This is a genomic window from Allocatenococcus thiocycli (genome assembly GCF_921292965.1).
Taxonomy (GTDB): Bacteria; Pseudomonadota; Gammaproteobacteria; order Enterobacterales; family Vibrionaceae; genus Vibrio; species Vibrio natriegens.
Map to the genome: position 1 here is coordinate 90,732 of NZ_CAKLCK010000002.1, position 24,565 is coordinate 115,296.

Sequence of the window (24,565 nt, forward strand, 5' to 3'; positions counted from 1 at the left end):
ACTTTCCTTAAAATAATCCGAGATAGATGGCTGCTAGAAGGCTGTATCTAGCGGCCTTTCCAAAAAATATTAACATTACACACGGCAGGAATTTCATCCTTAACCATCCTGCCGCTAAGCACAGCGGGTCACCCACAATAGGTAGCCAACTGAAAAATAAAGCCCAGTAACCATATTTTGATAACCACTTTAACGCGGTATGGCCATGTTTTTCATCCTGGGTTTTATTTGGAATCCATAATCCAAGCCAGTAATTGGTCAAACCGCCAAGGGTATTACCAATCGTGGCTACAGTGATGATGGAAAAGACGGAATATTGATTTAGAGAGAGGGTCGCTATGAGACCAGCCTCAGAGCCACCAGGAAGTAAGGTAGCACTGAGAAAGCCTGTCATAAAAAGCACCCACAATGCTGAACCAGAAAACCAAAGCGCGATGCTCTCAAAGCCAGCATTGAATGCTTCTAACATGTCATATCAAGCAAAACCTTGCCTCGAGTGCGTCCAGATTCCACTTGTTCGTGAGCTGCGACAACCTCGTCCATTGGGTAGACATGTTGAACCTCTGTTTTTAGTAAACCTACATCAGCCATATACAGTAAAGAATCCAGCTGCTCTGGCTTAGGCTCAACTAACATACCGTTCGCTTCTAAGCCCAACTGTTTCGCTTGTTCGCAAATCTGCTCCGCGGTAATCGTAGGAATAGTAACAATCCTAGCATTAGGCTTTAGACATTTGAGAGCGTCCAGAGCTGCATCTCCACCCACTAAATCAATTAAAACATCTATGTCTTCAACACGTTCTGACACTGGCCCTAGTTGATAGTTCACTGCATGAGCACCAAGTGACGTGAGATAATCGACATTTCGCTCACTACAAGTTGTAAAAACTTCAGCTTTGCTTGCCACAGCCAGTTGCACCGCAATGTGTCCTACGCCACCCGCACCAGCAAGGACTAAAACACGATCGCTTTCTGTGACATTGGCTTTCTCCAGTGCCTGAGCCGCGGTTTGGCCGGCAAGAGGAAGCACTGCCGCCGATTCCAAAGGGACATTACTTGGTACGTGGCTCAGTTCTGATTCAGGCACAGATACATATTGACTATATCCGCCACCTCTTACTGGAAAACCAATGAAACCAGCTACCTTATCTCCAACAGCAAATCGGGATGTTTGCTCACCACAAGATACGACTTCGCCTGAAATGTCATATCCCGGAACCCAAGGCAGATTGTCTTTGTTTTGCGCCGCAGCCCAGCCCAGACCTGCACGAGTCTTCACATCAATAGGATTAATGCCAGAAAAAGAAACCTTAACTAACACTTCACCTGACTGTGGTGACGGTGTTGGGGCATGTTGAACCGCAAGTACGCTTGCATCTCCAAATTCAGTGATAACTATTTGTTTGTGTTCCATAAACCATTCCTTGAAAGACAAAAAGGGATGCCGAAGCATCCCTTTGACTATAAACCATTTTGTTTAGCTAAGTTAATGGCTGTAAGCGGATAATTTAATCCCCCGCACAGTCACTGCGCGAGTATGTTACCCACATACTAGCCGACCAGTGCAAGCAGAATACCTGCCGCTACTGCAGAGCCAAGAACACCCGCTACGTTAGGACCCATAGCGTGCATTAACAAGAAGTTTTGTGGGTTTGCATCCAAGCCCACTTTGTTCACCACTCGCGCCGCCATTGGCACAGCAGAAACACCAGCCGCGCCGATAAGTGGGTTGATGTCTTCTTTCGAGAACTTGTTGAGTAACTTCGCCATTAGAACGCCAGCTGCCGTACCGATACTGAAAGCAACCGCGCCCAAAGCCAAAATACCAAGCGTTTCCAAGTTTAGGAACTTATCCGCTTGCAACTTAGAACCAACACCAAGACCAAGGAAGATGGTCACGATATTGATAAGTTCGTTCTGGGCTGTCTTCGATAAACGATCGACAACCCCTGCTTCACGCATCAAGTTACCCAAACAGAACATCCCTACCAGAGGTGTTGCAGATGGCAAAAACAGAATGGTCATCAACAGTACAGCTAGCGGAAAAATCACTTTTTCCCACTTACCGACATGACGCAACTGAGCCATTTTCACCTGACGCTCTTCCTTCGTGGTTAGCGCTTTCATGATTGGTGGCTGAATAATCGGCACCAACGCCATGTAACTATATGCTGCTACCGCAATCGCGCCTAGTAAGTCTGGAGACAGTTTACTTGCCAGGAAAATAGCGGTTGGGCCGTCAGCACCACCGATAATCGCAATTGACGATGCGTCTGCCATAGAGAATTCCATACCCGGTACATAGTTCAGCAAAATCGCACCAAATAGCGTTGCAAAAATACCAAACTGCGCAGCAGCACCTAACCAAAGCGTTTTAGGGTTCGCAATCAACGCGCCAAAGTCCGTCATTGCGCCGACGCCCATAAAGATCAACAGCGGGAATACACCCGACTCAATCCCGATGTGGTAGACGTAGTACAGCAAACCACCCGGCTCGGTGAAGCCCGCATTAGGAATGTTAGCTAAAATCGCACCAAAACCAATTGGAAGTAGAAGCAGGGGTTCAAAACCCTTTCGAATCGCTAAAAACAGCAGAGTACAGCCAACCAGCATCATGCAGATTTGGCCAAACTCAAAGTTAGCGATCCCTGTTTCTAACCATAGGGTCATCAATCCGTCCATGATACTCCCTTACGCCAGGCTAAGAAGAGGTGCACCTACCGTCACGGCATCACCTTCTTTCACATTTAACTCCTGAACGATACCACCACGCGCAGCTCGAACTTCCGTTTCCATCTTCATCGCTTCTAAGATCAGTAGCACGTCACCTTCAGCCACTTCAGCACCTGGCTGTACATTGACTTTAAAGATGTTGCCCGCAAGTGGAGCAGGAACGGACTCAGCGGAAGTGTTAGCTGGTACTGCTGGAGCCACTGCTTTCGCTGGCGCTGCTGAAGGTGTTACCGACGTCAGCTCACCTTGCGGTCCTACTTCTACTTCATAAACTTGTCCGTCAACACGAACACTGTATGTTTCTACGCCGCCTACTGATGCTTGAGCAACTGGTGCCGGAGCAGGTTTAGAAGATTCTAAGGTAGGAGCTGGCTCAAACGCTTCAGGGTTGCCGCGGTTTTTCAGGAACTTAAGGCCAACTTGAGGGAATAGTGCGTAAGTTAATACATCATCAACTCTTTCACTCGCCAGCTTGATGCCTTCAGATTTCGCTTTATCCATCAACTCAACTGTCAGTGCTTCCATTTCTGGCTCTAGTAAATCAGCCGGACGGCAAGTGATAGGCTCTTTACCTTCCAGAACTTTAGCTTGTAGCTCTGCATTGATTGGCGCAGGCGCTTGACCATATTCGCCCTTCAACAGACCCGCAGTTTCCTTGGTAATGCTCTTGTAGCGCTCGCCAGTCAGTACGTTGATAACAGCCTGAGTGCCGACAATTTGCGAAGTTGGTGTTACCAATGGAATGAAACCAAGATCTTCACGAACACGAGGGATCTCTTCTAGTACTTCATCAAGACGATCGGCAGCGCCCTGCTCTTTAAGCTGGCCTTCCATGTTGGTTAACATGCCACCTGGTACTTGAGCAATCAAAATGCGAGAGTCCACGCCTTTCAATTGACCTTCCCACTTCGCGTATTTCTTACGAACCTCACGGAAGTAAGCAGCAATCGGCTCAATCTCTTCCAGTTTCAGGTTAGTGTCACGCTCTGTACCCTGAAGCATCGCTACCACAGTTTCTGTTGGCGTATGGCCGTAAGTACTACTCATTGATGAAATCGCAGTATCAAGAATGTCGATACCCGCTTCTACCGCTTTAATCGCCGTAGCCGTTGATAGACCCGTAGTTGCATGACAGTGCAGTGCCAGTGGCACATCACATGATGCTTTGATACGAGTAATCAACTCTTCAGCTTCATAAGGTTTTAGTAGACCTGACATGTCTTTAATACATAAAGAATGGCAGCCTAGGTCTTCCAGACGTTTTGCCAGATCAACCCACGTGTCAGCGTTGTGTACTGGGCTGGTTGTGTAAGACAGCGTGCCTTGTGCGTGAGCACCAACATCCACAGTCGCTTTAACGGCTTTTTGGAAGTTTCTCACATCATTCATCGCATCAAAGATACGGAAAACATCCATACCATTGGCATGCGCACGCTCAACAAACTTCTCTACTACATCATCAGCATAATGGCGGTATCCTAAAAGGTTCTGACCACGTAGTAACATTTGCATTGGTGTATTTGGCATCGCTTTTTTCAGCTCGCGCAGACGCTCCCACGGATCTTCTCCAAGGAATCGAATGCACGAATCAAACGTTGCCCCACCCCAAGTTTCTAAAGACCAATAACCAATCTTATCCAGTTCAGCCGCAATAGGCAGCATATCGTCGATACGCATTCGCGTAGCAAACAATGATTGATGGGCGTCCCTCAGGACCACATCCGTAATCGCTAGTGGTTTAGACATACTCTTAAACTCCTTTTTAATCCTATTTCGGCTACTTCGCGACAGAGGTGCGATGTTGATGAATCGCAGCCGAGATCGCCGCCACGACTTGTGGACTAACAGCTGAAGAGGTTGATTGATTATTGTTTTTTATTTTAGGTGCAGCGATCGGCTCTAGGACTTCTTCTGGTATGAGTCTCGACATGAGCCGAACGAGATAAACAAGAATAGTGAGGAAAATAAATACAACCGCCATCCCAGTAATCATGAGAGTGGCCGCATCTACCAGCAGGCTTCCTATATTAGTCATGTTGATTCCTTTCGTTGTCATCCTGACAGGCACAGGACTTTAATTGTGTCATTTCCCGACCAAAGGATTATCTCGACTGGTTAAACTTTGTCAATTTTGTTTAAGGAAGGTTTGTAGTAATCCCTACAAATGATTATTCATTCACTACCCAGATCACATTTCGGGTGCAAACCAAAAGAAGGGGATGTTAAAGAATTAACAGAAATGCAAAACAAAAGACACATCACAGTATCGTGTCGGAAAAGTCGCTAACAACAACATGCCATTGCAGCCAAGAGTTATTAAGGCAGAAAGCCTACGCCCTTAACAACATCGTCTATTAGCGATTTTAACCAGTAAAAGTGTTCAACTGCTTATTTAAATCAAGATTATTTAGATTGTTCTTCTCTACTTACTGCGCTGTCAACCCGCCATTCAAGCGAGCTAACTTTACCGCGTCATGTCGAGAGTGGACATCAAGCTTTTTGTACAGCTTGTATATGTGGCTTTTCACGGTACTCTCCGATAAAAACAAATGTTCCGCGATTTTTTGGTTCGATACGCCATAGACAAGTAGCGCTAAGATTTGCCGCTCTCTGCATGTCAACATGTCATGTTGAGAATCTTTATTTGAGTTGGCACAACGATAATCGTTAACCAGCTTCTCTAGATAGCTTCTCGGTAACCATAAGCCACCATTGAAAATATGTTCCACACAGTCACGAATAGCAGTGACGGGGGCATTTCGAAGTAACACGCCTTTCAGCAAAGTCCAACGGGCTTTGTTGCGTAATTCAGACGAGAAACCAAACCTCCTAAAGTTGAGCGACTTTTATACAATATACTGAGTTTCAGGCATACCAAGCCCTGTAAGTTTGTTCAGTGCTTTGATCATGGCGTAAGTCTCGCCAACCTGAGCGTTGTAATTTCTTAGACTTAATTTCCCACCTAGCAACTGTTTTACTCGGTACATTGCGGTCTCTGACAGAGAGCGCTTATGATAGCCATACCGCTTTTTCCACTTCTTGTTGGAGCCGTAGAGCTTCTGGCAACCTACCGCTAAGTTACGAGGATGCCCTTGTTCCCAGAAGGCTGCTCCTTCTCTTGGCGGGATGAGCGGAACAGCTCGCTTGATCCGTATGGCATCATGGCAATTCCTTGTGTCATAAGCGCCATCGCCTGATATCTCAATGATTTTACGACGTGTTTGCTTGAGTAAGTTGGGGAGCACTTCGGCATCAGTGACGTTAGATAAGCTCAGCTCTGCTGCGACTATTTCGTGGGTGCTTGTATCTACCGCGATATGCAGCTTACGCCAGACTCTTCGCTTCCCATCAGTTCCATGCTTCTTGACCTTCCATTCACCTTCGCCATAAACCTTGAGGCCAGTGGCATCAATGGCCAGATGTTGTATTGCTCCTCTGGTTTTGGTTTTAAATGAAACTTCAACTTCCTTAGCTCGGCGGCTTATACAGGTGTAGTGCGGGCAAACAAGCGGGATGTTAGCCAGCTTAAATACGGAGTCTAGAAAACCTTGCAGCGCTCTCAAGGGCATAGAGAAAACGCGTTTCACCATCAGTGCGGTAGTAATGGCTAAGTCGCTGAATCGGCGAGGTCTACCACGCTTGCCTTGTTTGTTTTGCTTCCACTCAGCTATCGCTTCCTCATCAATCCAAAAGGTCAGAGAACCACGGTTGATTAAGGATTTATTGTACTGCTTCCAGTTAGTTGTTTTGTAACGAGGTTTAGGCATGAGGCTACGACGATTGATGGGCGTAGCCGCTCAGATCGTAGTTTCTTGATTTAGTTCCATCGAATTACGCAACAAAGCCAGTCCAACGCAGTATATTCGCATGAACGCCCTGGTTAGGGACATTATGGATCATTAGTGGCCAGCCAAGTACATCAAAATCAGGTATTTGATTGCTCAACTCTAATTGATGAATAAAGTCATAATCCATCAGAACCAGGTCAACATTTAAGGAGTGACAATTAAAAACAACATCCTCAGGTAGCAGCGTTTTTACATTCACGTTAGGTATTAGAGATAACTGCTCCTCGATAAGTCTGCTCTGCAAGTTATCTTCTGAAAGTATGAATAGGTGTTTAGTTCCCATAATTCCCACCACTTATTCTTAATTAATTAATTACATTGGTTTTTTTAATGAAATTTAAGGTGCCTTACTTTTCTCCAGCCTCTTTATAACAAGAGATTTAATACGAGGAACTATAGCAGATGATAATGAGGATGAGGCCTAAAATAAAACAATTGAGTCATTAAAAAGTATTAAAAGACACTCAGCCATGACCAACCATTTACCCACTTCCATTTTATCAACCCATTAATTTTTAATACTAAAATTCAACCCTACTCATATTTACAAACAAAAATACCCAATAGATTCCTACCTACCGCTTATACCAAAGAACTCATACTATTTAAGCCTTAATATAAATTTACTTTCATACTTATTATGCACTATCGTTCGAGGCTTATATAACTAAATGATTACAAACAATTTCCAGTGAAATTCAGACCCATTTTATCTATAAAACCTTCCTCCCCCCAAAATGCTCACGAATTATCTTATCTATAATATCAACGCTGCCCTAGAGAACATCAGGAAGCAATCAGAAATCATTAGTAAGCAAACAGAAGTTGTACAGTCTTTTCAAAAATGAAAATGGAGTAATCATTATGATTCTTAGCAAAACAGGATTAGCTATCGCGGTATCTGCACTTCTATTTAGTGGATCATCTTTGGCTTTTAATGGGGTTGATGACGGCAACGGTAATGCGCAGTGGGATGACAGCGCAAACACCACTAACACTACTAACACTAACACACTAGGCGTTGGTATTGATGATAGCTTTAACCAGCTCACTGACAACAGCGACAACTTGGATGTGGAAGTCGAAGATAGCTTTAATGACGATACAACCAACAATACAAACACAACTTTAGGTGTTGGTATTGACGATAGCTTCAACGAGTACGAGTACACTGATAACAGCGATACGTTAGATGTGGAAATTGATGACAGCTTTAACGATAACAGTACTAACGACAGCTACAATACTGACGACAGCTACAACACACTATCTGTAAGTACTGATATGGTCGTAGCAAGTTCGACTCTAAATGGTACTGCTGCTGGTTTGGTGATTTACACAAACACTGATGACGACGCCGAGATAGAAGTTGAAAATTTCAATAGTATCGACGGCATGAGTGGTGTAGCGGGTATTACTACTGTTGGTCAAATCGCGGGTGCAAACTCACTTGTGCAACAATCTGTCGTAACCAATGCAAACCTATTTACTGGTGAATAGCCATTGATAACTTGGAGATCGCGATGCGTTTGGCAGTCTTTACCTTGAGTATGATAATTGCCGTTTCTGCATTCGCTGACGACCTAGAATTATCTGACGAAGAAGTTATTGGTACAAATGTTCTGAGTGAATCGAGAGGGGGTCATCTAGAAATTGAGATCGACTCGATTTACTCAGACACAGATTTGTCCGGTATTTCGTCAGATAATCTCGCGTTAAATACAGTGAGCGGAAATAATATTCTTGCGCCAGGAGCGTTTGCAGGGAGTTCTGGGATTGCTAGTGTGATTCAAAACACCGGGAACAATGTTGTTATCCAGAACGCAACCGTCGTTAATCTGACACTCAAGTAGATAATATGAACCTTTTGCGTAACTATTTTTGGCTGATACTCATATTCTTTTCGGTATCAGCCAATTCTTTAGAGTTTTTACCTTCCCGAGCACACTATTCGGTACCGGTAAAAAGCTACAAAGAAATGGTGTTTGGCGATATCTTTCGTCAACAGTATGACTTCAGCTGTGGTTCTGCGGCTTTGGCATCACTACTGAATTATCACTACGATACCAAATCTTCAGAACAAGAGATTTTTAAATCAATGTATGAGCGAGGTGACAAAAAACAAATTAAAGAGAAAGGCTTTTCTTTGCTTGATATGAAACTCTACCTAGAATCGATCGGTTTACGCTCAGACGGTTTTCAGGTGAGCATAGAAAAAGTCCGCGATCTTGGTGTTCCAGGAATAACGTTGGTCAATTTTGATGGCTATATGCACTTTGTCGTGATCAAAGGCATTAATAGTCACTCCGTCATTTTAGGCGATCCTTCCAGGGGCACTATGGTCATGAAGCTTGAAAAGTTTCAGAAGTTTTACCAAGGTATTGTTCTATTAGTGCGTAGCGAAGCTAAAGCCGGACGCTCTAGTTTCATCACAGACGACAAATTTGCCGTTTATCAACGCTCACCGTTAGATACAGGAGTATCACGAGATTCATTAGGGATCTTTAGTACCACCGTACCAGTATCAGGTGAAAACTTTAGTATCAGGTGAAAACTAACGAACGGTTAAGGCTGGATAACATGTTTTTCAAAAAGGGTCTATTTTTAAATCAGATTCTGTTCCTTAAAAAGAACCTAGTCACACTGTGCCTACTCGTATTGTCACACTTCTTTTTTACTCAAATGGCGAGTGCAAACGAAGTTGAATTCAAAGAATTAGAGCCGTTACCTCAGAGTTCACTCGCGCAATATCGAGGAGGGTTTCAGGTCACCAGCGACTACGTTATCAACATTGGTTTGAGCGTCATTACAAGCATCAATGGACAAGACATTTTCAATTCCAGCATCGCTAATTTAGTCATTGAAAATGGCAACTTATCCAACATCAATGCAAACCAAGATGCCTTAGATCAAAGTTTGATTAACATAGTTCAGATTGGACAAGGGAACAGCATCGAAGATGAAACCATCTCTGACCAGATAACGGGTATGCCACAAATCCCTAACTTCCAACAATCGGATATTATTAACTCTGAATTTATCAATTCAAGTATTGTTAATATTATTCAGAATACAACCGATAATAGCGTCATTGGGTTAAGCACTATTATCGACATAGATGCACAAGTTAGTGGAGTTATTCAACAAATTCGTGCCAATAATCGGCTAGAGGATGCCTTACTTAATCATCTTGACTAGTGACGAATGCACCTTATACATTAGCAGTAAAGGTGCCACTTTTTAGTTCACATTTAAAGTGTTAAAAAGTAAGAGACAGATATTCTGAGATCGGTATAAGTCATCGCCATCAAACCTATTTTTAAGTAGGAGTGGTATAAAGCGATGACTTTTCTGTTTTTTAGCTCATAAGACATTTACTCGCTGTAATAACAATGACAGAAAATTAATCGTCACAATAGCATAAGGAAGAAAATGCTTGAGCACCTAGTACAAATTTTCGATAAGTCACTATTTTATATTATTTTTTAGGTTTAGAGCTAAACTTATTTATAATTCTATAGCGAAAAGGAAACGCAACATGGTTATCGCGTATTTTAATAAGTTAGATGGACGAGCCGTTAATTACTATGACGGGTAAAAGGTCAATATAACAAAAATTCTGCTGGTTTATTTGTTCGTGATTGGCTCCTTTGTGAGGAGCCATTCTTGGTTGAAAGATCTGATCAGATAATCCGCTTTAGTTCCTTTCTATTTCTATTTCTATTCGAGCTATTCGAGTCTAGATTAAATATTATAAGGGACTCGAATGGTTAGTTGGAAATCTGGTGTATCTTCAGTTAATCCCGCTTGAGCACTGACATTCACCGAGGAGTTCTCACTAAACGCATAGTTTATACCAAAGATGAATGAATCCAACTGCAGCAATTTGGCATCTTCTGAATAACTGCCATTTATCTTACTTTTTAGTATGGTCTTATGGCTCAAACCGAGAGAAAAAGACAGGTCTGGATTGACCGCAAAGCCCATACCTCCCGACAATGCAATGGTATCACCAAGTTCAACTTCTACCTCTTGTTCCTCTTCGCCTTCTCCAATTGAGACATCATCTTCAAGATTGTAAATATAACTAAGACTTGCAAATAAAACTGCAGGATCAGCGGGATGGATCATAGTAAGACTTGGTTCAATGCTCCAAAAGCCCGATCCTGTTGGCACATCACTGAACGCGTTACTGTCTGGTTCAATAGATACATCGTAGGGAGAGCGACCTGTATCGGACTTAACTCTTAAACCACCAATCCAATAAGGGACTGATTCAAAGTTGAACTGATGCCTTAGAGCAAGCTCAACATCCCCCAGCCCTCCACCATCAACGGTGGTATTTACGACTTCTTGGTTCGCACCATCTTGAATAGGACGCGTTGCGACTTGATCGTTGCGATAGACGTAGGGAATACGAAGTTCCAACTCTGTCGCATTGGTTAAGCCATAACGAGTAGTGAGGCCGGCAGTAATCGTCGTTCGGTCAGAATCACTCACTTCAATACGACCAACAATTAACGTCGGTAAGATGGTATAACCAACCACTGAGACCTTATTTGAAGAGTTTTGCGTGTAATTAAGAGAAGTATCAAATGACCAGCTTCCTTTAGGGGTAAGGACGCCAGGCCGTTCGAAAACGTCACTAACCGTTTGAGCTCGTTGCGGAAGATCATCACCTTCAGCTCCTTGAACCATGGGAACCATACATACTAAGCCAAGAGTACTTCCCAACAGAGTGTTCCGTATCATAATAACCTCCTTTTCTTTGGCGGTTATAAATGAATAGGTCAGAACCAATGGATTAGCAATAACTCAACGAAATAAATCAACGACTTTCAGGCTGGCGCACAAAAAAATGAGTGAGGTGAAAGTAAGCAGGGATGACTGTATGAAGCTAAACAAAAAAGCCTCGCATAAGCGAGGCTTTGTAATAAGTGGCGCGTCCTGGAGGATTCGAACCTCCGACCGCCTGGTTCGTAGCCAGGTACTCTATCCAGCTGAGCTAAGGACGCGCAGTTTTCGATATCAATGCCTATAAACAGGTTATCAATATCAGGGCATTACCCTCAATAAGTGGCGCGTCCTGGAGGATTCGAACCTCCGACCGCCTGGTTCGTAGCCAGGTACTCTATCCAGCTGAGCTAAGGACGCGCAGTTTTCGATATCAATGCCTATAAACAGGTTATCAATATCAGGGCATTACCCTCAATAAGTGGCGCGTCCTGGAGGATTCGAACCTCCGACCGCCTGGTTCGTAGCCAGGTACTCTATCCAGCTGAGCTAAGGACGCGCAGTTTTCGATATCAATGCCTATAAACAGGTTATCAATATCAGGGCATTACCCTCAATAAGTGGCGCGTCCTGGAGGATTCGAACCTCCGACCGCCTGGTTCGTAGCCAGGTACTCTATCCAGCTGAGCTAAGGACGCGCAGTTTTCGATATCAATGCCTGTAAACAGGAAATCAATATCAGGGCAATACCCTGTCTTTCGTTTTCAAAGAAATAGTGGCGCGTCCTGGAGGATTCGAACCTCCGACCGCCTGGTTCGTAGCCAGGTACTCTATCCAGCTGAGCTAAGGACGCGCAGTTTTCGATATCAATGTCTGTAAACAGGAAATCAATATCAGGGCAATACCCTGTCTTTCGTTTTCAAAGAAATAGTGGCGCGTCCTGGAGGATTCGAACCTCCGACCGCCTGGTTCGTAGCCAGGTACTCTATCCAGCTGAGCTAAGGACGCACACGTTTCGATATCAACTTTAGTCAATATCAGGGCAATACCCTAAATTCTTTTTCAAAAAAGTCAGACTTATTTGAAAGTGGCGCGTCCTGGAGGATTCGAACCTCCGACCGCCTGGTTCGTAGCCAGGTACTCTATCCAGCTGAGCTAAGGACGCACATTTTGTGAAATAAATCACATTACTTTGTTTTAGAACAAAAAAAATTGACTGCTACGTCAATAAATGGCGGTGAGGGAGGGATTCGAACCCTCGATGCGGCTACAAACCACATACTCCCTTAGCAGGGGAGCGCCTTCGGCCTCTCGGCCACCTCACCACATTATTCATACTCGAATACATCATCAAAGAATAATGTAAAAGAATATGGCGCGTCCTGGAGGATTCGAACCTCCGACCGCCTGGTTCGTAGCCAGGTACTCTATCCAGCTGAGCTAAGGACGCACTTTTGTTCTTTGTTTGGATGCTAACTCAAACAAGGCAAGAATGGCGGTGAGGGAGGGATTCGAACCCTCGATGCGGCTACAAACCACATACTCCCTTAGCAGGGGAGCGCCTTCGGCCTCTCGGCCACCTCACCGTCTTGCGGAGGCACATATTACGTTTTACCGAAAATAAGTCAAACACTTTCTTTGAAAAAAACCGCAAAAAACACTTAACCGATGCCGATTTAATCAAAGTGACTATTAAACGAATTTTACCACCCTATTATGATGAAAAAAAGAGAGTCTTCTCTGAAAAAATGACATTTATCAGAAACTAAAAAGGCCAGCCCTTCGGCTAGCCTTTTTCATTCAAACTAAGCTCTGTAAACAGATGATACTTAGTAGTTGCCTGAAGCAACGTTACCGTTACCTTTTTCAGCTTGAATGCGCATGTAGATTTCTTCGCGGTGAACTGACACTTCCTTCGGAGCGTTAACGCCGATGCGCACTTGGTTACCTTTAACACCTAGTACAGTTACAGTTACCTCATCACCAATCATCAGTGTTTCGCCTACGCGACGAGTCAAAATTAGCATTCTATGCTCCTTGAGTAATCTCTAAATTTTCTTGCTATCACGCTATTATCCAACAAAAGTTATATTTTCGTAAACTACCTTGTTAGCGAAATCACCCTATTAGGGCATGTTTTTGCTGAATGCTTAACGCTTCACTAGACGTAATGTAAGCATCATGAAGAATGTTTGCCGCCATATCCACACAGTCAGGAGATAATACTAGCATCATAGTGAGTGCATTCGTTGCGCAGAAATTGATCGCAATCTCTTGCTCAGCCAGCAAATCGCATGCATGCTTGACCATTCCATTGGCCTCAAGCCCTACTGCGGTCAACAGGCTTACCATTTCACTATTACGGATTTTATCGCTGAACACCAGATCGAACTTGGCACATGCATCTTGTTTTATCATGATACCTGTCCGTTCTGTTTCCTCGATCACATTCCAGATATCGATACCTAACATCTGACATTGCTTTGTAGCACTAGACAAATGTTCTTTATCTACTTCAATAATGGCAAGGTCTCGTTGAATAGCTATACCAGAGATGGCTTGTGTGCCAATCTCTCCCTTAACTAAACTACCTTCATTCACATCGAATGTAGAAAGCACGCGTAGTGGTACATTGTTCTTCCATGCATATTGCACCGAAGGTAAATGTAAAACTTTAGCACCACGGCTTGCCATTGCTTCCATTGAAGGAAAGTCAATCACTGCCATTTTTTGCGCCGTTTTTACTACACGTGGGTCACAAGTATAAATACCATCAACGTCGGTAAAGATTTGACACTCATCAGCACGTAGTGCACCAGCCAGTGTCACTGCGCTCGTATCTGAGCCTCCTCGACCTAATGTGGTGATATCCCCATTTTCATTCACACCCTGAAAACCTGCGACGATAACGACATGCTCTTGTTCAAGCAATGCCATCACTCTCGTAGTATCAATGTGCTTAATCGTTGCGTCATTGTGCTGGTTATCAGTCACAATGTTCGCCTGTGCTCCGGTAAGTGAGCGTGCAGGATGACCCATTTTGTTCAGTGTCATCGCCAACAGTGCCATCGACACTTGCTCACCAGCAGAGAGCAAAACATCAAGTTCTCGGGCTGTAGGAACGCTATCTACCTGTTTAGCTAGGTCCATAAGCCTATTGGTTTCGCCTGACATAGCAGACACAACTACAACAACTTGATTACCATCATTTTTCGCCTTAATGATGTGTTCAGCAACTTGGTGGATTCTTTCAATTGAACCCACAGAGGTTCCGCCAAACTTTTGCACGATAAGGGGCTTTTTCACCAGTCTTCACCTTCCCAAGACCAAAGTCTCATTCGGACCACATACATTCTGTTTATATAAGTGGTAGTTACAAGAAAAACCAAGCAGCTTAGTGGGCCAGCTTAATCTCTGGTCCATTAAACCACTTGGTCAACTTAAAAAAATTACGCCCAATCAAAACAAATTGATTGAGCGTATATTTGTTATTTATAGCTTGTTACAAGCGCTCTTCTAGCCAAGGCTGAACAGTTTTGATTGCTTCTGGAAGTGCCGCTACGTCAGTACCGCCAGCTTGCGCCATATCAGGACGACCGCCGCCTTTACCACCAACCTGCTCTGCTACCATTTTAACTAAATCACCCGCTTTGACTTTGCCAACCAGATCTTTAGTTACACCAGCGATCAAACCAACTTTGTCACCCGTGATGTTAGCCAGAAGTACAACACCAGAACCCATTTGGTTCTTGATGTCATCAACCATAGTACGTAGGTTTTTGCTGTCAGCACCTTCTAGAGCCGCAACCAATACTTTTGTACCGTTAACTTCTACCGCTTTACCCATGATGTTTGCGCTTTCTGCCGCAGCCATCTTGTCTTTCAGCTTTTGAATTTCTTTTTCAAGCGCTTTCGATTTTTGCGCAGATTCTGCCAGTTTCTCTTCGTACTTAGCTGTTTGAGCTTCGATCACGTCTAGAGCTGCTTCACCTGTTACCGCTTCAATACGACGAATACCCGCAGCAATACCGCTTTCCGACGTAATCTTGAACAAACCAATGTCGCCCGTGTTAGATGCGTGGATACCACCACATAGCTCTGTCGAGAAGTCACCCATCGATAGTACGCGAACTTCATCGTCGTATTTCTCACCGAACAATGCCATCGCACCTTTCTGCTTCGCAGACTCGATGTCCATGATATTGGTTTCGATAGCGTGGTTACGACGAATTTGAGCGTTAACCAGACGTTCCACTTCTTTTAGCTCTGCTGCTGTTACCGCTTCAAGGTGTGAGAAGTCAAAACGTAGGTTTTCAGGTCGAACTAGAGAGCCTTTCTGTAGCACGTGCTCACCTAATACGCGACGTAGTGCCTCGTGCAGTAAGTGTGTTGCAGAGTGGTTTAGTGAAGTTGCAGCTCGGCGCTCAGCGTCTACGATTGTTGCAACATCATCACCTTTCGCCAGAACGCCTTCAGCCATTACACCGTAATGCGCAATTGCATTACCTAGCTTCTGAGTGTCTTCTACACGGAATACGCCGGACTCTGTGCGAATCTCACCAGCGTCACCACACTGACCACCTGACTCAGCGTAGAATGGTGTTTCACCAAGTACGATGATTGCTTTATCGCCTGCTGACAGTGATTCAACTTCGTTGCCTTCAACGAACATGGCTTCGACAGAACTTGAACCTTTTGTGCCTGTGTAACCACAGAACTCAGTTTCCGCGTCCACTTTGATTGTCGCGTTGTAGTCTGTACCGAATTGGCCAGCTTCACGAGCACGTTGACGCTGCTCTTCCATGGCTTTCTCAAAACCTTCTTCGTCGATAGTGAACTCACGCTCACGAGCAACGTCGTTAGTTAAATCAGCAGGGAAGCCGTAGGTGTCGTAAAGTTTAAATACAGTTTCACCGTCTAGCTCTTTGCCATCGAGGTTATCTAGCGCTTCGTTCAGGATCGACATACCACGATCAAGCGTACGACCGAAGTTTTCTTCTTCGATACGCAGTACTTTCTCTACAACCGCTTGTTGACGCTTCAGTTCTTCACCAGCAGTACCCATGACTTCTGCAAGTACACCAACCAGTTTGTAGAAGAAAACACCTTGTGCACCAAGCTTGTTACCATGACGAACAGCACGACGGATAATACGGCGTAGAACGTAACCACGACCTTCATTTGAAGGCATCACGCCATCAACGATCAAGAATGAACATGAACGAATATGGTCTGCGATAACGCGTAGAGACTGGTTAGACAGATCTTCGTAACCAACTACTTCAGCAGCTGCTTTGATCAGAGTTTGGAATACGTCGATTTCGTAGTTTGAGTGAACGCCTTGCATGATCGCAGAGATACGCTCAATACCCATACCTGTATCAACAGATGGTTTTGGCAGCGGCTCCATAGTACCGTCGGCATGACGGTTGAACTGCATGAATACGTTGTTCCAGATCTCGATGAAACGGTCACCATCTTCTTCAGGAGTACCAGGGCGACCACCCCAGATGTGCTCACCGTGATCGTAGAAAATTTCAGTACATGGACCACAAGGACCTGTGTCACCCATCTGCCAGAAGTTGTCTGACTCGTACGGCTTACCACCTTTTTTATCACCAATACGGATGATACGGTCTGCTGGAACGCCTACCTTTTTGTTCCAGATATCAAATGCTTCATCATCGGTCTCGTAGATAGTAACCAGTAGACGCTCTTGAGGCAGTTTCAGTACTTGAGTCAAAAATTCCCAAGCGAATGAAATCGCGTCTTCTTTGAAGTAATCACCAAAGCTGAAGTTACCTAGCATCTCGAAGAAAGTATGGTGACGGGCTGTGAAACCTACGTTTTCCAGGTCATTATGTTTACCGCCAGCACGTACACAACGTTGAGCCGTAGTCGCTCGAGTATAGGCTCGTTTTTCCAAGCCTAAGAAGCAATCTTTAAATTGGTTCATACCTGCGTTTGTGAACAGCAGGGTTGGGTCGTTATGTGGTACTAACGATGAACTTTCTACGATTTGGTGTCCTTTGCTTTCAAAGAACTTGAGGAACGAGTTACGAACCTCGTCAGTGCTCATGTACATGCAGCTCTTCCTGAAAATAGTCGAGTTAGAATTTCGCCGTATTGTAGATCAAGCAATCAGCTACGACTAGTTTTCTTACGGAAAAGAGGTCTTAGAGGAATAATTTTGAAGAAAAACAAAAAAAAATGCTGGAGAATCCCGCTCAATCGTGTTCGTCAAAGCTCAGTGCATAGCTGATTTGGTCAAAGCTGTATCCACGATATTGCATAAAACGCACCTGTTTGGCGTACTCTTTCTGGTCTTTGGCTTTTATGCCTTTGAATTTTTTCTCAGCCGCCATTCTTGCCAGTTCAAACCAGTCTTGTGGCTCTTCCATCATCGCTTCATCGACAACCGATTCCGCTACGCGCTTTTGGGCTAATTCCTGACGGATCCTGCGTTCGCCATGACCTTTATAGACATGTTGACGAATCTGGCTTTTGGCATAACGCAAATCATCAAGATAATTGTGATCCAGACAAAAATTGATCGCGGCTTCGATATCGGCTTCTTCATACCCTTTCAATGCCAGCTTTTGATATAGCTCGTACTGTCCGTGGTCACGACGGCTCAGTAACTGAATCGCAGCTTCTTTACTTGAAAGAGTTGGCGCTTGACGCTTTTGGTACATGATGATCCTAAACCTATTTTACCTGTACAGACTTGTTGTTCAGCACTTTAGATATAGCAGATACAACAAAGCCCCGCGTCGCAGGGCTTTTATATCTTTTATTTAAAGTCGAAGTTAAAACTCTTCTTCTTTCTTCTCTGGCATTTCACCGGCTTCAGGTCCCTCAGCTACAGCTGGAGACAAAAGCATCTCACGAAGTTTCTTGTCGATAGTCTGAGCAACTTCTGTATGTTCACGCAGGTAATTACAAGCATTTGCCTTGCCCTGACCGATCTTGTCGCCATTGTAGCTGTACCAAGCGCCTGCTTTTTCAACCAATTTGTGCTTCACGCCTAAGTCTACCAGCTCACCTTCGCGGTTAAAGCCTTGACCGTACATGATCTGCGTGTTTGCTTCTTTAAATGGTGCTGCAATCTTGTTCTTAACTACTTTGATGCGAGTTTCGTTACCCACAACTTCGTCGCCTTCTTTGATTGCGCCAGTACGACGGATATCAAGACGAACCGATGCGTAGAATTTAAGTGCGTTACCGCCAGTTGTTGTTTCTGGGTTACCGAACATCACACCAATCTTCATACGGATTTGGTTGATGAAGATACACATACAGTTAGACTGCTTCAGGTTACCTGTTAGCTTACGCATCGCTTGAGAAAGCATACGAGCTTGAAGACCCATGTGGCTGTCGCCCATTTCACCTTCGATTTCTGCTTTTGGAGTCAGTGCTGCAACAGAGTCAACAACCATTACGTCGATAGCACCAGAGCGCGCTAATGCGTCACAGATTTCTAGCGCTTGCTCACCCGTATCAGGCTGAGAAACCAAAAGTGCATCGATATCTACGCCAAGCTTCTTCGCGTATACAGGATCCAGAGCGTGCTCCGCATCGATAAACGCACAAGTTTTGCCTTCACGCTGTGCTGCAGCAATAAGCTCAAGAGTTAGTGTCGTTTTACCAGAAGATTCCGGACCGTATACTTCGACAATACGACCCATCGGTAAGCCACCAGCACCCAAAGCGATATCAAGAGAAAGAGAACCCGTTGAGATGGTTTCTACGTCCATTGCGCGGTTATCGCCAAGGCGCATGATTGAGCCTTTACCGAATTGTTTTTCAATTTGACCTAGCGCAGCGGCGAGCGCTTTCTGTTTGTTCTCGTCCATTACTTTCTCCGATTTATTCATCTTTTTGGGCGACGAATAGTCATTAAACTTTTCTCGAGCAGTTAATCGCTCAGCAATGAAAGTTATTATACTGTTGATTCATACAGTGTCTATACCTGTATAGAAAAAACTTTAGCTGATCTACGTATAACTTTGCCACAGAGCTTATCACGTCTGGGCTAACGTACTTTTAAATTTTCTCATTCAAATGCTGATAGATTCGAGTCAGTGCATGAAACACGGCTTGTTCACGAACTGCTGCACGATCACCGTCAAAATGCATGGTTTCAACCAAAAGCCATTGTTGATTATCTGCGAATGCAAAACATACAGTCCCAACGGGCTTTTCTTCGCTGCCACCACCTGGTCCGGCAATACCACTGATCGAGACGCCTATCGTTGCATTCGAATGCTCAAGCGCTCCTTGAACCATTTCAATCACAACGGGCTCACTGACGGCTCCGTGCATTTCCAGTGTCTTTTGCTTAACACCGAGCATCTCCATTTTCGCTTCATTGCTGTAAGTCACAAATGCACGATCCAGCCAGCCTGAACTGCCAGCAATGTCTGTAATGGCGGCAGCAACACCACCTCCGGTGCAAGATTCCGCGGTCGTCATCACATGTCCGTGCTGCTCAAGTAACACACCTAAATCTGCGCTTAATTTTGTTGTTCTTTCCATAGCCAAAATGCCCTTTGTCTCTTTTTACTTGATAGGGATTCACGTATCCTAAGCCGCTCCGGAAATAAACAAAAGAACTTACCTGTGAAAGCTGAACAAAAACACACTCCGATGATGCAGCAATACCTCAAGCTAAAGGCTGAGAACCCTGATATTTTGCTGTTTTACCGCATGGGCGATTTCTACGAGCTCTTCTATGATGATGCTAAGCGAGCCTCTCAACTGCTTGATATCTCATTGACCAAACGTGGTGCATCTGCAGGAGAGCCTATTCCTATGGCGGGTGTGCCATTTCATGCCGTAGAAGGCTATTTGGCTAAACTTGTTCAGCTTGGTGAGTCTGTCGCAATCTGTGAGCAGATCGGTGATCCCGCGACCAGTAAAGGCCCTGTTGAGCGTAAAGTCGTGCGCATTGTTACTCCGGGTACCGTCACTGACGAAGCTCTTCTTTCTGAGCGCCTCGATAACTTGATTGCGGCGATTTATCACCACAACGGTAAGTTTGGTTACGCGACGCTGGATGTCACTTCAGGCCGTTTTCAATTAACGGAACCTGAAACCGAAGAGGCAATGGCGGCTGAACTGCAACGCACCGCACCACGTGAGTTACTGTTTCCTGAAGATTTTGAGCCCGTCCATTTGATGTCGAGTCGCAACGGTAATCGTCGTCGTCCGGTATGGGAATTTGAATTAGATACCGCGAAACAACAACTGAATCAGCAATTCGGTACCAAAGACTTGATTGGCTTTGGTGTAGAACACGCAGCACTTGGCTTATGTGCCGCAGGTTGTTTGATCCAGTATGTAAAAGACACCCAGCGTACTGCGCTACCGCACATTCGTTCTTTGACTTTTGATCGTCAGGATCACTCTGTCATTCTGGATGCAGCAACGCGTCGTAACCTCGAAATTACTCAAAACCTTGCAGGCTCGACAGACAATACGTTGGCCGCAGTTCTCGATCACTGTGCAACCCCAATGGGTAGCCGCATGCTCAAGCGTTGGCTCCATCAACCAATGCGCTGCATCGATACATTAAACAATCGCCTTGATGCCATCGGCGAAATTAAAGACCAAAGCCTATTTGCCGATCTTCAGCCCACTTTAAAGCAGATTGGTGATATTGAGCGAATTTTAGCCCGTCTGGCGTTACGATCTGCCCGCCCTCGTGACATGGCTCGTCTGCGTCACGCTATGCAGCAATTGCCAGAGCTAGAAGCCATTAATGCCTCACTGACTCATCCATACCTCGTGAAGCTGGCTCAGTTTGCAGCACCAATCGATGACGTGTGCGAATTACTCGAACGTGCAATCAAAGAAAACCCTCCTGTTGTGATTCGCGACGGTGGCGTTATCGCAGAGGGATATAATGAAGAGCTGGATGAGTGGCGTAAACTCGCTGATGGCGCAACAGAATACTTAGAAAAACTCGAATCGGACGAACGTGAGCGTCATGGCATTGATACGCTTAAAGTTGGTTACAACAATGTGCATGGCTTCTACATTCAGGTTAGCCGTGGTCAAAGCCATTTGGTACCGCCACACTATGTGCGTCGCCAAACTCTTAAAAACGCAGAACGCTACATCATTCCTGAGCTGAAAGAACACGAAGACAAAGTGCTTAACTCTAAGTCAAAAGCACTCGCGTTAGAAAAGCAGCTTTGGGAAGGGCTGTTTGATCTGTTGATGCCGAACCTAGAACAGTTACAGAATTTGGCCTCTGCGGTTTCTCAATTGGATGTACTACAAAACCTGGCAGAACGTGCTGATTCACTCGATTACTGCCGTCCGACATTAGTCAAAGAACCAGGTATCCAAATCCAATCGGGTCGCCACCCTGTTGTAGAGCAAGTCACCAGTGACCCATTTATCGCCAACCCAATAGAGCTCAACCCACAGCGTAAAATGTTGATCATTACAGGTCCGAACATGGGTGGTAAATCGACATATATGCGCCAAACTGCATTGATCGCACTGATGGCTCACATCGGTTCGTACGTTCCAGCTGAATCAGCTCAGATTGGATCGTTAGATCGTATTTTCACTCGTATTGGTGCTTCTGATGACTTAGCCTCCGGGCGATCAACATTTATGGTGGAAATGACGGAAACGGCGAATATTCTGCACAACGCAACGAAAAACAGCTTAGTACTGATGGATGAAATTGGTCGAGGCACCAGTACTTATGATGGTCTGTCTTTAGCATGGGCAAGCGCAGAATGGCTGGCAACACAAATCGGCGCGATGACACTGTTCGCCACCCATTATTTTGAGCTGACTGAACTACCAAGTCAGTTGCCAAATCTGGCCAACGTCCACTTAGACGCGGTCGAGCATGGAGACAGCATTGCGTTTATGCACGCAGTTCAAGAAGGTGCTGCAAGCAAATCATACGGTCTTGCAGTTGCAGGCTTGGCTGGTGTCCCAAAAACAGTGATCAAAAATGCGCGCGCGAAGTTATCTCAACTTGAACAGTTAAGTCATGGTAACGACTCCCCTCGCCCGGGAGCGGTCGATGTGGCGAATCAGCTCAGCCTTATTCCGGAGCCAAGTGAAGTGGAGCAAGCTTTATCAAACATCGATCCCGATGAAATGACGCCTCGCCAGGCACTTGAAGAACTGTATCGTTTGAAAAAAATGCTTTAGCTGTAATTGGATACCCTGCTTAAAACGCAAAAAGGCTATGGTTCACCATAGCCTTTTCTCTTTATGTATGTCGATTAGTCATCTTCGACGTTAAACAAGTTCTCCATATTCAGGCCTTGTTTAATCAATACTTCGCGTAGACGACGTAAACCTTCCACTTGGATCTGGCGAACGCGTTCACGAGTGAGTCCAATTTCACGCCCTACTTCTTCCAGCGTTGAAGGTTCATAACCTAATAAGCCAAAACGACGAGCCAACACTTCTTTCTGTTTCGGGTTCAACTCTTCAAGCCAATGGATTAGAGAAGACTTGATGTCGTCATCTTGTGTCGAAACTTCAGGGTCAGAGTTGTTACCATCTGGAATGATATCAAGTAGTGCTTTTTCACCATCACCACCAATTGGCGTGTCGACAGAACTAATACGCTCATTTAAGCGAAGCATTTTGCTGACATCTTCAACAGGAATATCAAGTTGCGCTGCAATCTCTTCGGCTGTTGGTTCATGATCGAGCTTCTGAGAAAGTTCACGCGCAGTACGCAAGTAAATGTTCAGCTCTTTAACAACGTGAATCGGTAGGCGAATAGTACGAGTTTGGTTCATCAACGCACGTTCGATCGTTTGTCGAATCCACCATGTCGCGTAAGTAGAGAAACGGAAACCGCGTTCTGGGTCGAATTTCTCAACTGCTCGGATCAAGCCAAGGTTACCTTCTTCAATAAGGTCCAGAAGGGCTAAGCCGCGGTTGCTGTAACGACGAGAGATCTTTACAACTAAGCGTAAGTTACTTTCGATCATGCGCTTACGAGCAGCTTCGTCGCCACGTAATGCGCGTCGAGCATAAAGCACTTCTTCTTCAGCAGTGAGTAGAGGTGAGAAGCCAATTTCACCTAGATACAATTGGGTTGCATCTAAGCTCTTGCTGCTTGCATCGAATTCTTCACGCGCAGCCGTTTTGCTTTCTGTGGATGATGATTTTCCGAGTTGACTCGCAACGGTCTTCACTGACTCATCGTCAAAATCAAACTCTTCAACTTTGGTTACTGTGTTGCTGATACTCATAACGCCTCCCCCTGGCGAGTTAGCAAGACATGACAACTCAATATGTCGCTAAATGGTTTCGCAAGTTGTTTTTCAAAGTTTTACGGTAAATAGCGTTTTGGATTCACTGATTTACCTTGGTAGCGAATTTCAAAGTGCAGTTTGACGGATTTCGAACCAGAACTACCCATGGTTGCGATTTTTTGTCCACTGTTAACACTTTGTCCTTCGGATACCAGCAGCTTGTCATTATGGGCATATGCGCTTAGATAATTGTCATTATGCTTCACTATAATTAGGTTGCCATAACCTCGTAGTGCATTGCCTGAATAAACAACAGTGCCGGCTGCGGTTGAAACGATAGGCTGACCACGCTGTCCTGCGATATCAATACCTTTATTTCCTTGTTCTCCCGCCGAGAAGTTCTTGATTACTCTCCCTTTTGTTGGCCACAACCACTTCGATACGTTCGCATTTTTAGTAGTCGTTGTAGACGGATTTTTCTTCACATTTTGGTTATCTTTTGAACCAACATACTCCTTTGTTTTGGATTGTTCAACCTTCTTTGGAGGCTGTTTTTGCACCGCTTTAAGGGTAGTTGGCTGCACTTTTGGGGTAGAGCTTTTACTTGAATCAACAGGCTTGGATACCGTTGATATTTTAGTCACTGGAGCCGGAGTCTTCGCAACTATAGGTGCCACAACGGGTTCCACTTTTTGCCCGAATTTCGGAGCAATATATTTCGGAGCCCAAAGTTTTAGACGCTGACCTGGATAGATAGTGTAAGGTTGAGCAAGCTCATTGTAACGAACGAGGTCATTTACATCCTTATCTGTGACGTATGCTATGAAATAAAGTGTGTCTCCTTTCTTTACTTCATAGTAACTCCCTCTATAGCTGCCTCGCTCAACATTTGAGTAATCTTTTTTTAAGCTAGAAACAGGCGCTGGTGAGTGAGCCGCACAACCGAGAAGTCCTGCAGCTAACATAAAGCTAATACTAGTTCGACGTAATAACTTACTCACCT

At 44.8% G+C, this 24,565-nt stretch carries 22 protein-coding genes and 10 tRNA genes; 5 read left to right on the forward strand and 27 right to left on the reverse strand.

What is annotated here, in order from left to right:
• Window positions 1–7 precede the first annotated feature (7 nt).
• The 8 genes from L9Q40_RS02165 to L9Q40_RS02200 form a co-directional block, all read right to left on the reverse strand.
• On the reverse strand, window positions 8–469 hold the full coding sequence (locus L9Q40_RS02165) for a YqaA family protein (RefSeq protein WP_065300192.1): 462 nt from the start codon (window positions 467–469) through the stop codon (window positions 8–10).
• Window positions 463–1,413 (reverse strand): NADP-dependent oxidoreductase, encoded by a 951-nt coding sequence (locus L9Q40_RS02170; RefSeq protein WP_498791800.1) that lies wholly within the window; start codon window positions 1,411–1,413, stop codon window positions 463–465. The genes L9Q40_RS02165 and L9Q40_RS02170 overlap by 7 nt, the downstream gene beginning before the upstream one ends.
• 137 nt (window positions 1,414–1,550) lie before the next feature.
• Window positions 1,551–2,681, reverse strand: coding sequence for a sodium ion-translocating decarboxylase subunit beta (locus L9Q40_RS02175; RefSeq protein ID WP_020333958.1), 1,131 nt, complete (start codon window positions 2,679–2,681; stop codon window positions 1,551–1,553).
• A gap of 9 nt (window positions 2,682–2,690) precedes the next feature.
• Entirely contained in the window at window positions 2,691–4,478 is a 1,788-nt protein-coding gene (oadA, locus tag L9Q40_RS02180) for a sodium-extruding oxaloacetate decarboxylase subunit alpha (RefSeq protein WP_498791801.1), read from the reverse strand.
• Window positions 4,479–4,509: 31 nt separating this feature from the next.
• The gene (locus L9Q40_RS02185; RefSeq protein WP_498791802.1) at window positions 4,510–4,767 is read right to left on the reverse strand and encodes an oxaloacetate decarboxylase subunit gamma; all 258 of its coding nucleotides are present in this window, start codon (window positions 4,765–4,767) and stop codon (window positions 4,510–4,512) included.
• A gap of 391 nt (window positions 4,768–5,158) precedes the next feature.
• Window positions 5,159–5,503, reverse strand: coding sequence for a response regulator transcription factor (locus L9Q40_RS02190; protein WP_498791803.1), 345 nt, complete (start codon window positions 5,501–5,503; stop codon window positions 5,159–5,161).
• A 75-nt stretch (window positions 5,504–5,578) separates the two neighbouring features.
• Entirely contained in the window at window positions 5,579–6,499 is a 921-nt protein-coding gene (locus tag L9Q40_RS02195) for an IS5-like element ISVa2 family transposase (protein WP_010446562.1), read from the reverse strand.
• Between the two features lie 64 nt (window positions 6,500–6,563).
• Complete coding sequence (locus L9Q40_RS02200; protein WP_498791804.1) at window positions 6,564–6,863, reverse strand: hypothetical protein; 300 nt, start codon at window positions 6,861–6,863, stop codon at window positions 6,564–6,566.
• 581 nt (window positions 6,864–7,444) lie between these two features.
• On the opposite strand from L9Q40_RS02200, the gene L9Q40_RS02205 reads away from it, so the two are divergent.
• Genes L9Q40_RS02205 through L9Q40_RS02220 form a run of 4 tightly spaced genes read left to right on the forward strand, consistent with a single transcriptional unit; the run spans window position 7,445 to window position 9,778 of the window.
• Window positions 7,445–8,080: a hypothetical protein gene (locus L9Q40_RS02205; RefSeq protein ID WP_498791805.1), complete on the forward strand. Its 636-nt coding sequence runs from the start codon at window positions 7,445–7,447 to the stop codon at window positions 8,078–8,080.
• 23 nt (window positions 8,081–8,103) lie between these two features.
• Complete coding sequence (locus tag L9Q40_RS02210; protein WP_498791806.1) at window positions 8,104–8,433, forward strand: carbon storage regulator; 330 nt, start codon at window positions 8,104–8,106, stop codon at window positions 8,431–8,433.
• A gap of 5 nt (window positions 8,434–8,438) precedes the next feature.
• Window positions 8,439–9,131 carry a C39 family peptidase gene (locus tag L9Q40_RS02215; RefSeq protein WP_498791807.1) on the forward strand — a complete coding sequence of 231 codons (693 nt, stop codon included), beginning with the start codon at window positions 8,439–8,441 and terminating at the stop codon, window positions 9,129–9,131.
• Window positions 9,132–9,160: 29 nt separating this feature from the next.
• Complete coding sequence (locus L9Q40_RS02220; protein WP_498791808.1) at window positions 9,161–9,778, forward strand: hypothetical protein; 618 nt, start codon at window positions 9,161–9,163, stop codon at window positions 9,776–9,778.
• Between the two features lie 546 nt (window positions 9,779–10,324).
• Here the strand turns inward: L9Q40_RS02220 and L9Q40_RS02225 are convergent.
• The 17 genes from L9Q40_RS02225 to pncC form a co-directional block, all read right to left on the reverse strand.
• Complete coding sequence (locus L9Q40_RS02225) at window positions 10,325–11,332, reverse strand: transporter (RefSeq protein WP_498791809.1); 1,008 nt, start codon at window positions 11,330–11,332, stop codon at window positions 10,325–10,327.
• 186 nt (window positions 11,333–11,518) lie between these two features.
• Window positions 11,519–11,595, reverse strand: a tRNA-Arg gene (locus tag L9Q40_RS02230).
• A gap of 62 nt (window positions 11,596–11,657) precedes the next feature.
• A tRNA-Arg gene (locus L9Q40_RS02235) sits at window positions 11,658–11,734 on the reverse strand.
• Window positions 11,735–11,796: 62 nt separating this feature from the next.
• Window positions 11,797–11,873, reverse strand: a tRNA-Arg gene (locus L9Q40_RS02240).
• A 62-nt stretch (window positions 11,874–11,935) separates the two neighbouring features.
• Window positions 11,936–12,012: transfer RNA gene (locus L9Q40_RS02245), tRNA-Arg, on the reverse strand.
• Window positions 12,013–12,090: 78 nt separating this feature from the next.
• Window positions 12,091–12,167: transfer RNA gene (locus L9Q40_RS02250), tRNA-Arg, on the reverse strand.
• Window positions 12,168–12,245: 78 nt separating this feature from the next.
• Window positions 12,246–12,322, reverse strand: a tRNA-Arg gene (locus L9Q40_RS02255).
• A gap of 80 nt (window positions 12,323–12,402) precedes the next feature.
• Window positions 12,403–12,479 (reverse strand) — tRNA-Arg (locus L9Q40_RS02260).
• Between the two features lie 67 nt (window positions 12,480–12,546).
• Window positions 12,547–12,639 (reverse strand) — tRNA-Ser (locus L9Q40_RS02265).
• Window positions 12,640–12,687: 48 nt separating this feature from the next.
• Window positions 12,688–12,764 (reverse strand) — tRNA-Arg (locus L9Q40_RS02270).
• 43 nt (window positions 12,765–12,807) lie between these two features.
• Window positions 12,808–12,900 (reverse strand) — tRNA-Ser (locus L9Q40_RS02275).
• A 243-nt stretch (window positions 12,901–13,143) separates the two neighbouring features.
• Window positions 13,144–13,341 carry a carbon storage regulator CsrA gene (csrA, locus tag L9Q40_RS02280; protein ID WP_004415691.1) on the reverse strand — a complete coding sequence of 66 codons (198 nt, stop codon included), beginning with the start codon at window positions 13,339–13,341 and terminating at the stop codon, window positions 13,144–13,146.
• Window positions 13,342–13,432: 91 nt separating this feature from the next.
• Complete coding sequence (locus tag L9Q40_RS02285) at window positions 13,433–14,620, reverse strand: aspartate kinase (protein WP_498791810.1); 1,188 nt, start codon at window positions 14,618–14,620, stop codon at window positions 13,433–13,435.
• Between the two features lie 196 nt (window positions 14,621–14,816).
• Window positions 14,817–17,399 carry an alanine--tRNA ligase gene (gene alaS, locus L9Q40_RS02290; protein ID WP_498791811.1) on the reverse strand — a complete coding sequence of 861 codons (2,583 nt, stop codon included), beginning with the start codon at window positions 17,397–17,399 and terminating at the stop codon, window positions 14,817–14,819.
• Window positions 17,400–17,541: 142 nt separating this feature from the next.
• Window positions 17,542–18,009, reverse strand: a complete 468-nt coding sequence (recX, locus tag L9Q40_RS02295; protein WP_065297372.1) for a recombination regulator RecX — start codon at window positions 18,007–18,009, stop codon at window positions 17,542–17,544.
• Between the two features lie 114 nt (window positions 18,010–18,123).
• Window positions 18,124–19,170, reverse strand: a complete 1,047-nt coding sequence (recA, locus tag L9Q40_RS02300) for a recombinase RecA (protein ID WP_014232974.1) — start codon at window positions 19,168–19,170, stop codon at window positions 18,124–18,126.
• A gap of 190 nt (window positions 19,171–19,360) precedes the next feature.
• Window positions 19,361–19,852 (reverse strand): nicotinamide-nucleotide amidase, encoded by a 492-nt coding sequence (gene pncC / locus L9Q40_RS02305; protein ID WP_498791812.1) that lies wholly within the window; start codon window positions 19,850–19,852, stop codon window positions 19,361–19,363.
• Between the two features lie 84 nt (window positions 19,853–19,936).
• Between pncC and mutS the strand changes: the two genes are divergently transcribed.
• Window positions 19,937–22,498, forward strand: a complete 2,562-nt coding sequence (gene mutS, locus L9Q40_RS02310; RefSeq protein ID WP_498791813.1) for a DNA mismatch repair protein MutS — start codon at window positions 19,937–19,939, stop codon at window positions 22,496–22,498.
• Between the two features lie 74 nt (window positions 22,499–22,572).
• Here mutS and rpoS read toward each other — a convergent pair whose 3' ends face one another.
• Window positions 22,573–23,559, reverse strand: coding sequence for an RNA polymerase sigma factor RpoS (rpoS, locus tag L9Q40_RS02315; RefSeq protein WP_024372915.1), 987 nt, complete (start codon window positions 23,557–23,559; stop codon window positions 22,573–22,575).
• A gap of 80 nt (window positions 23,560–23,639) precedes the next feature.
• Window positions 23,640–24,563, reverse strand: a complete 924-nt coding sequence (locus L9Q40_RS02320) for a peptidoglycan DD-metalloendopeptidase family protein (RefSeq protein ID WP_498791814.1) — start codon at window positions 24,561–24,563, stop codon at window positions 23,640–23,642.
• Between the last annotated feature and the right edge of the window lie 2 nt (window positions 24,564–24,565).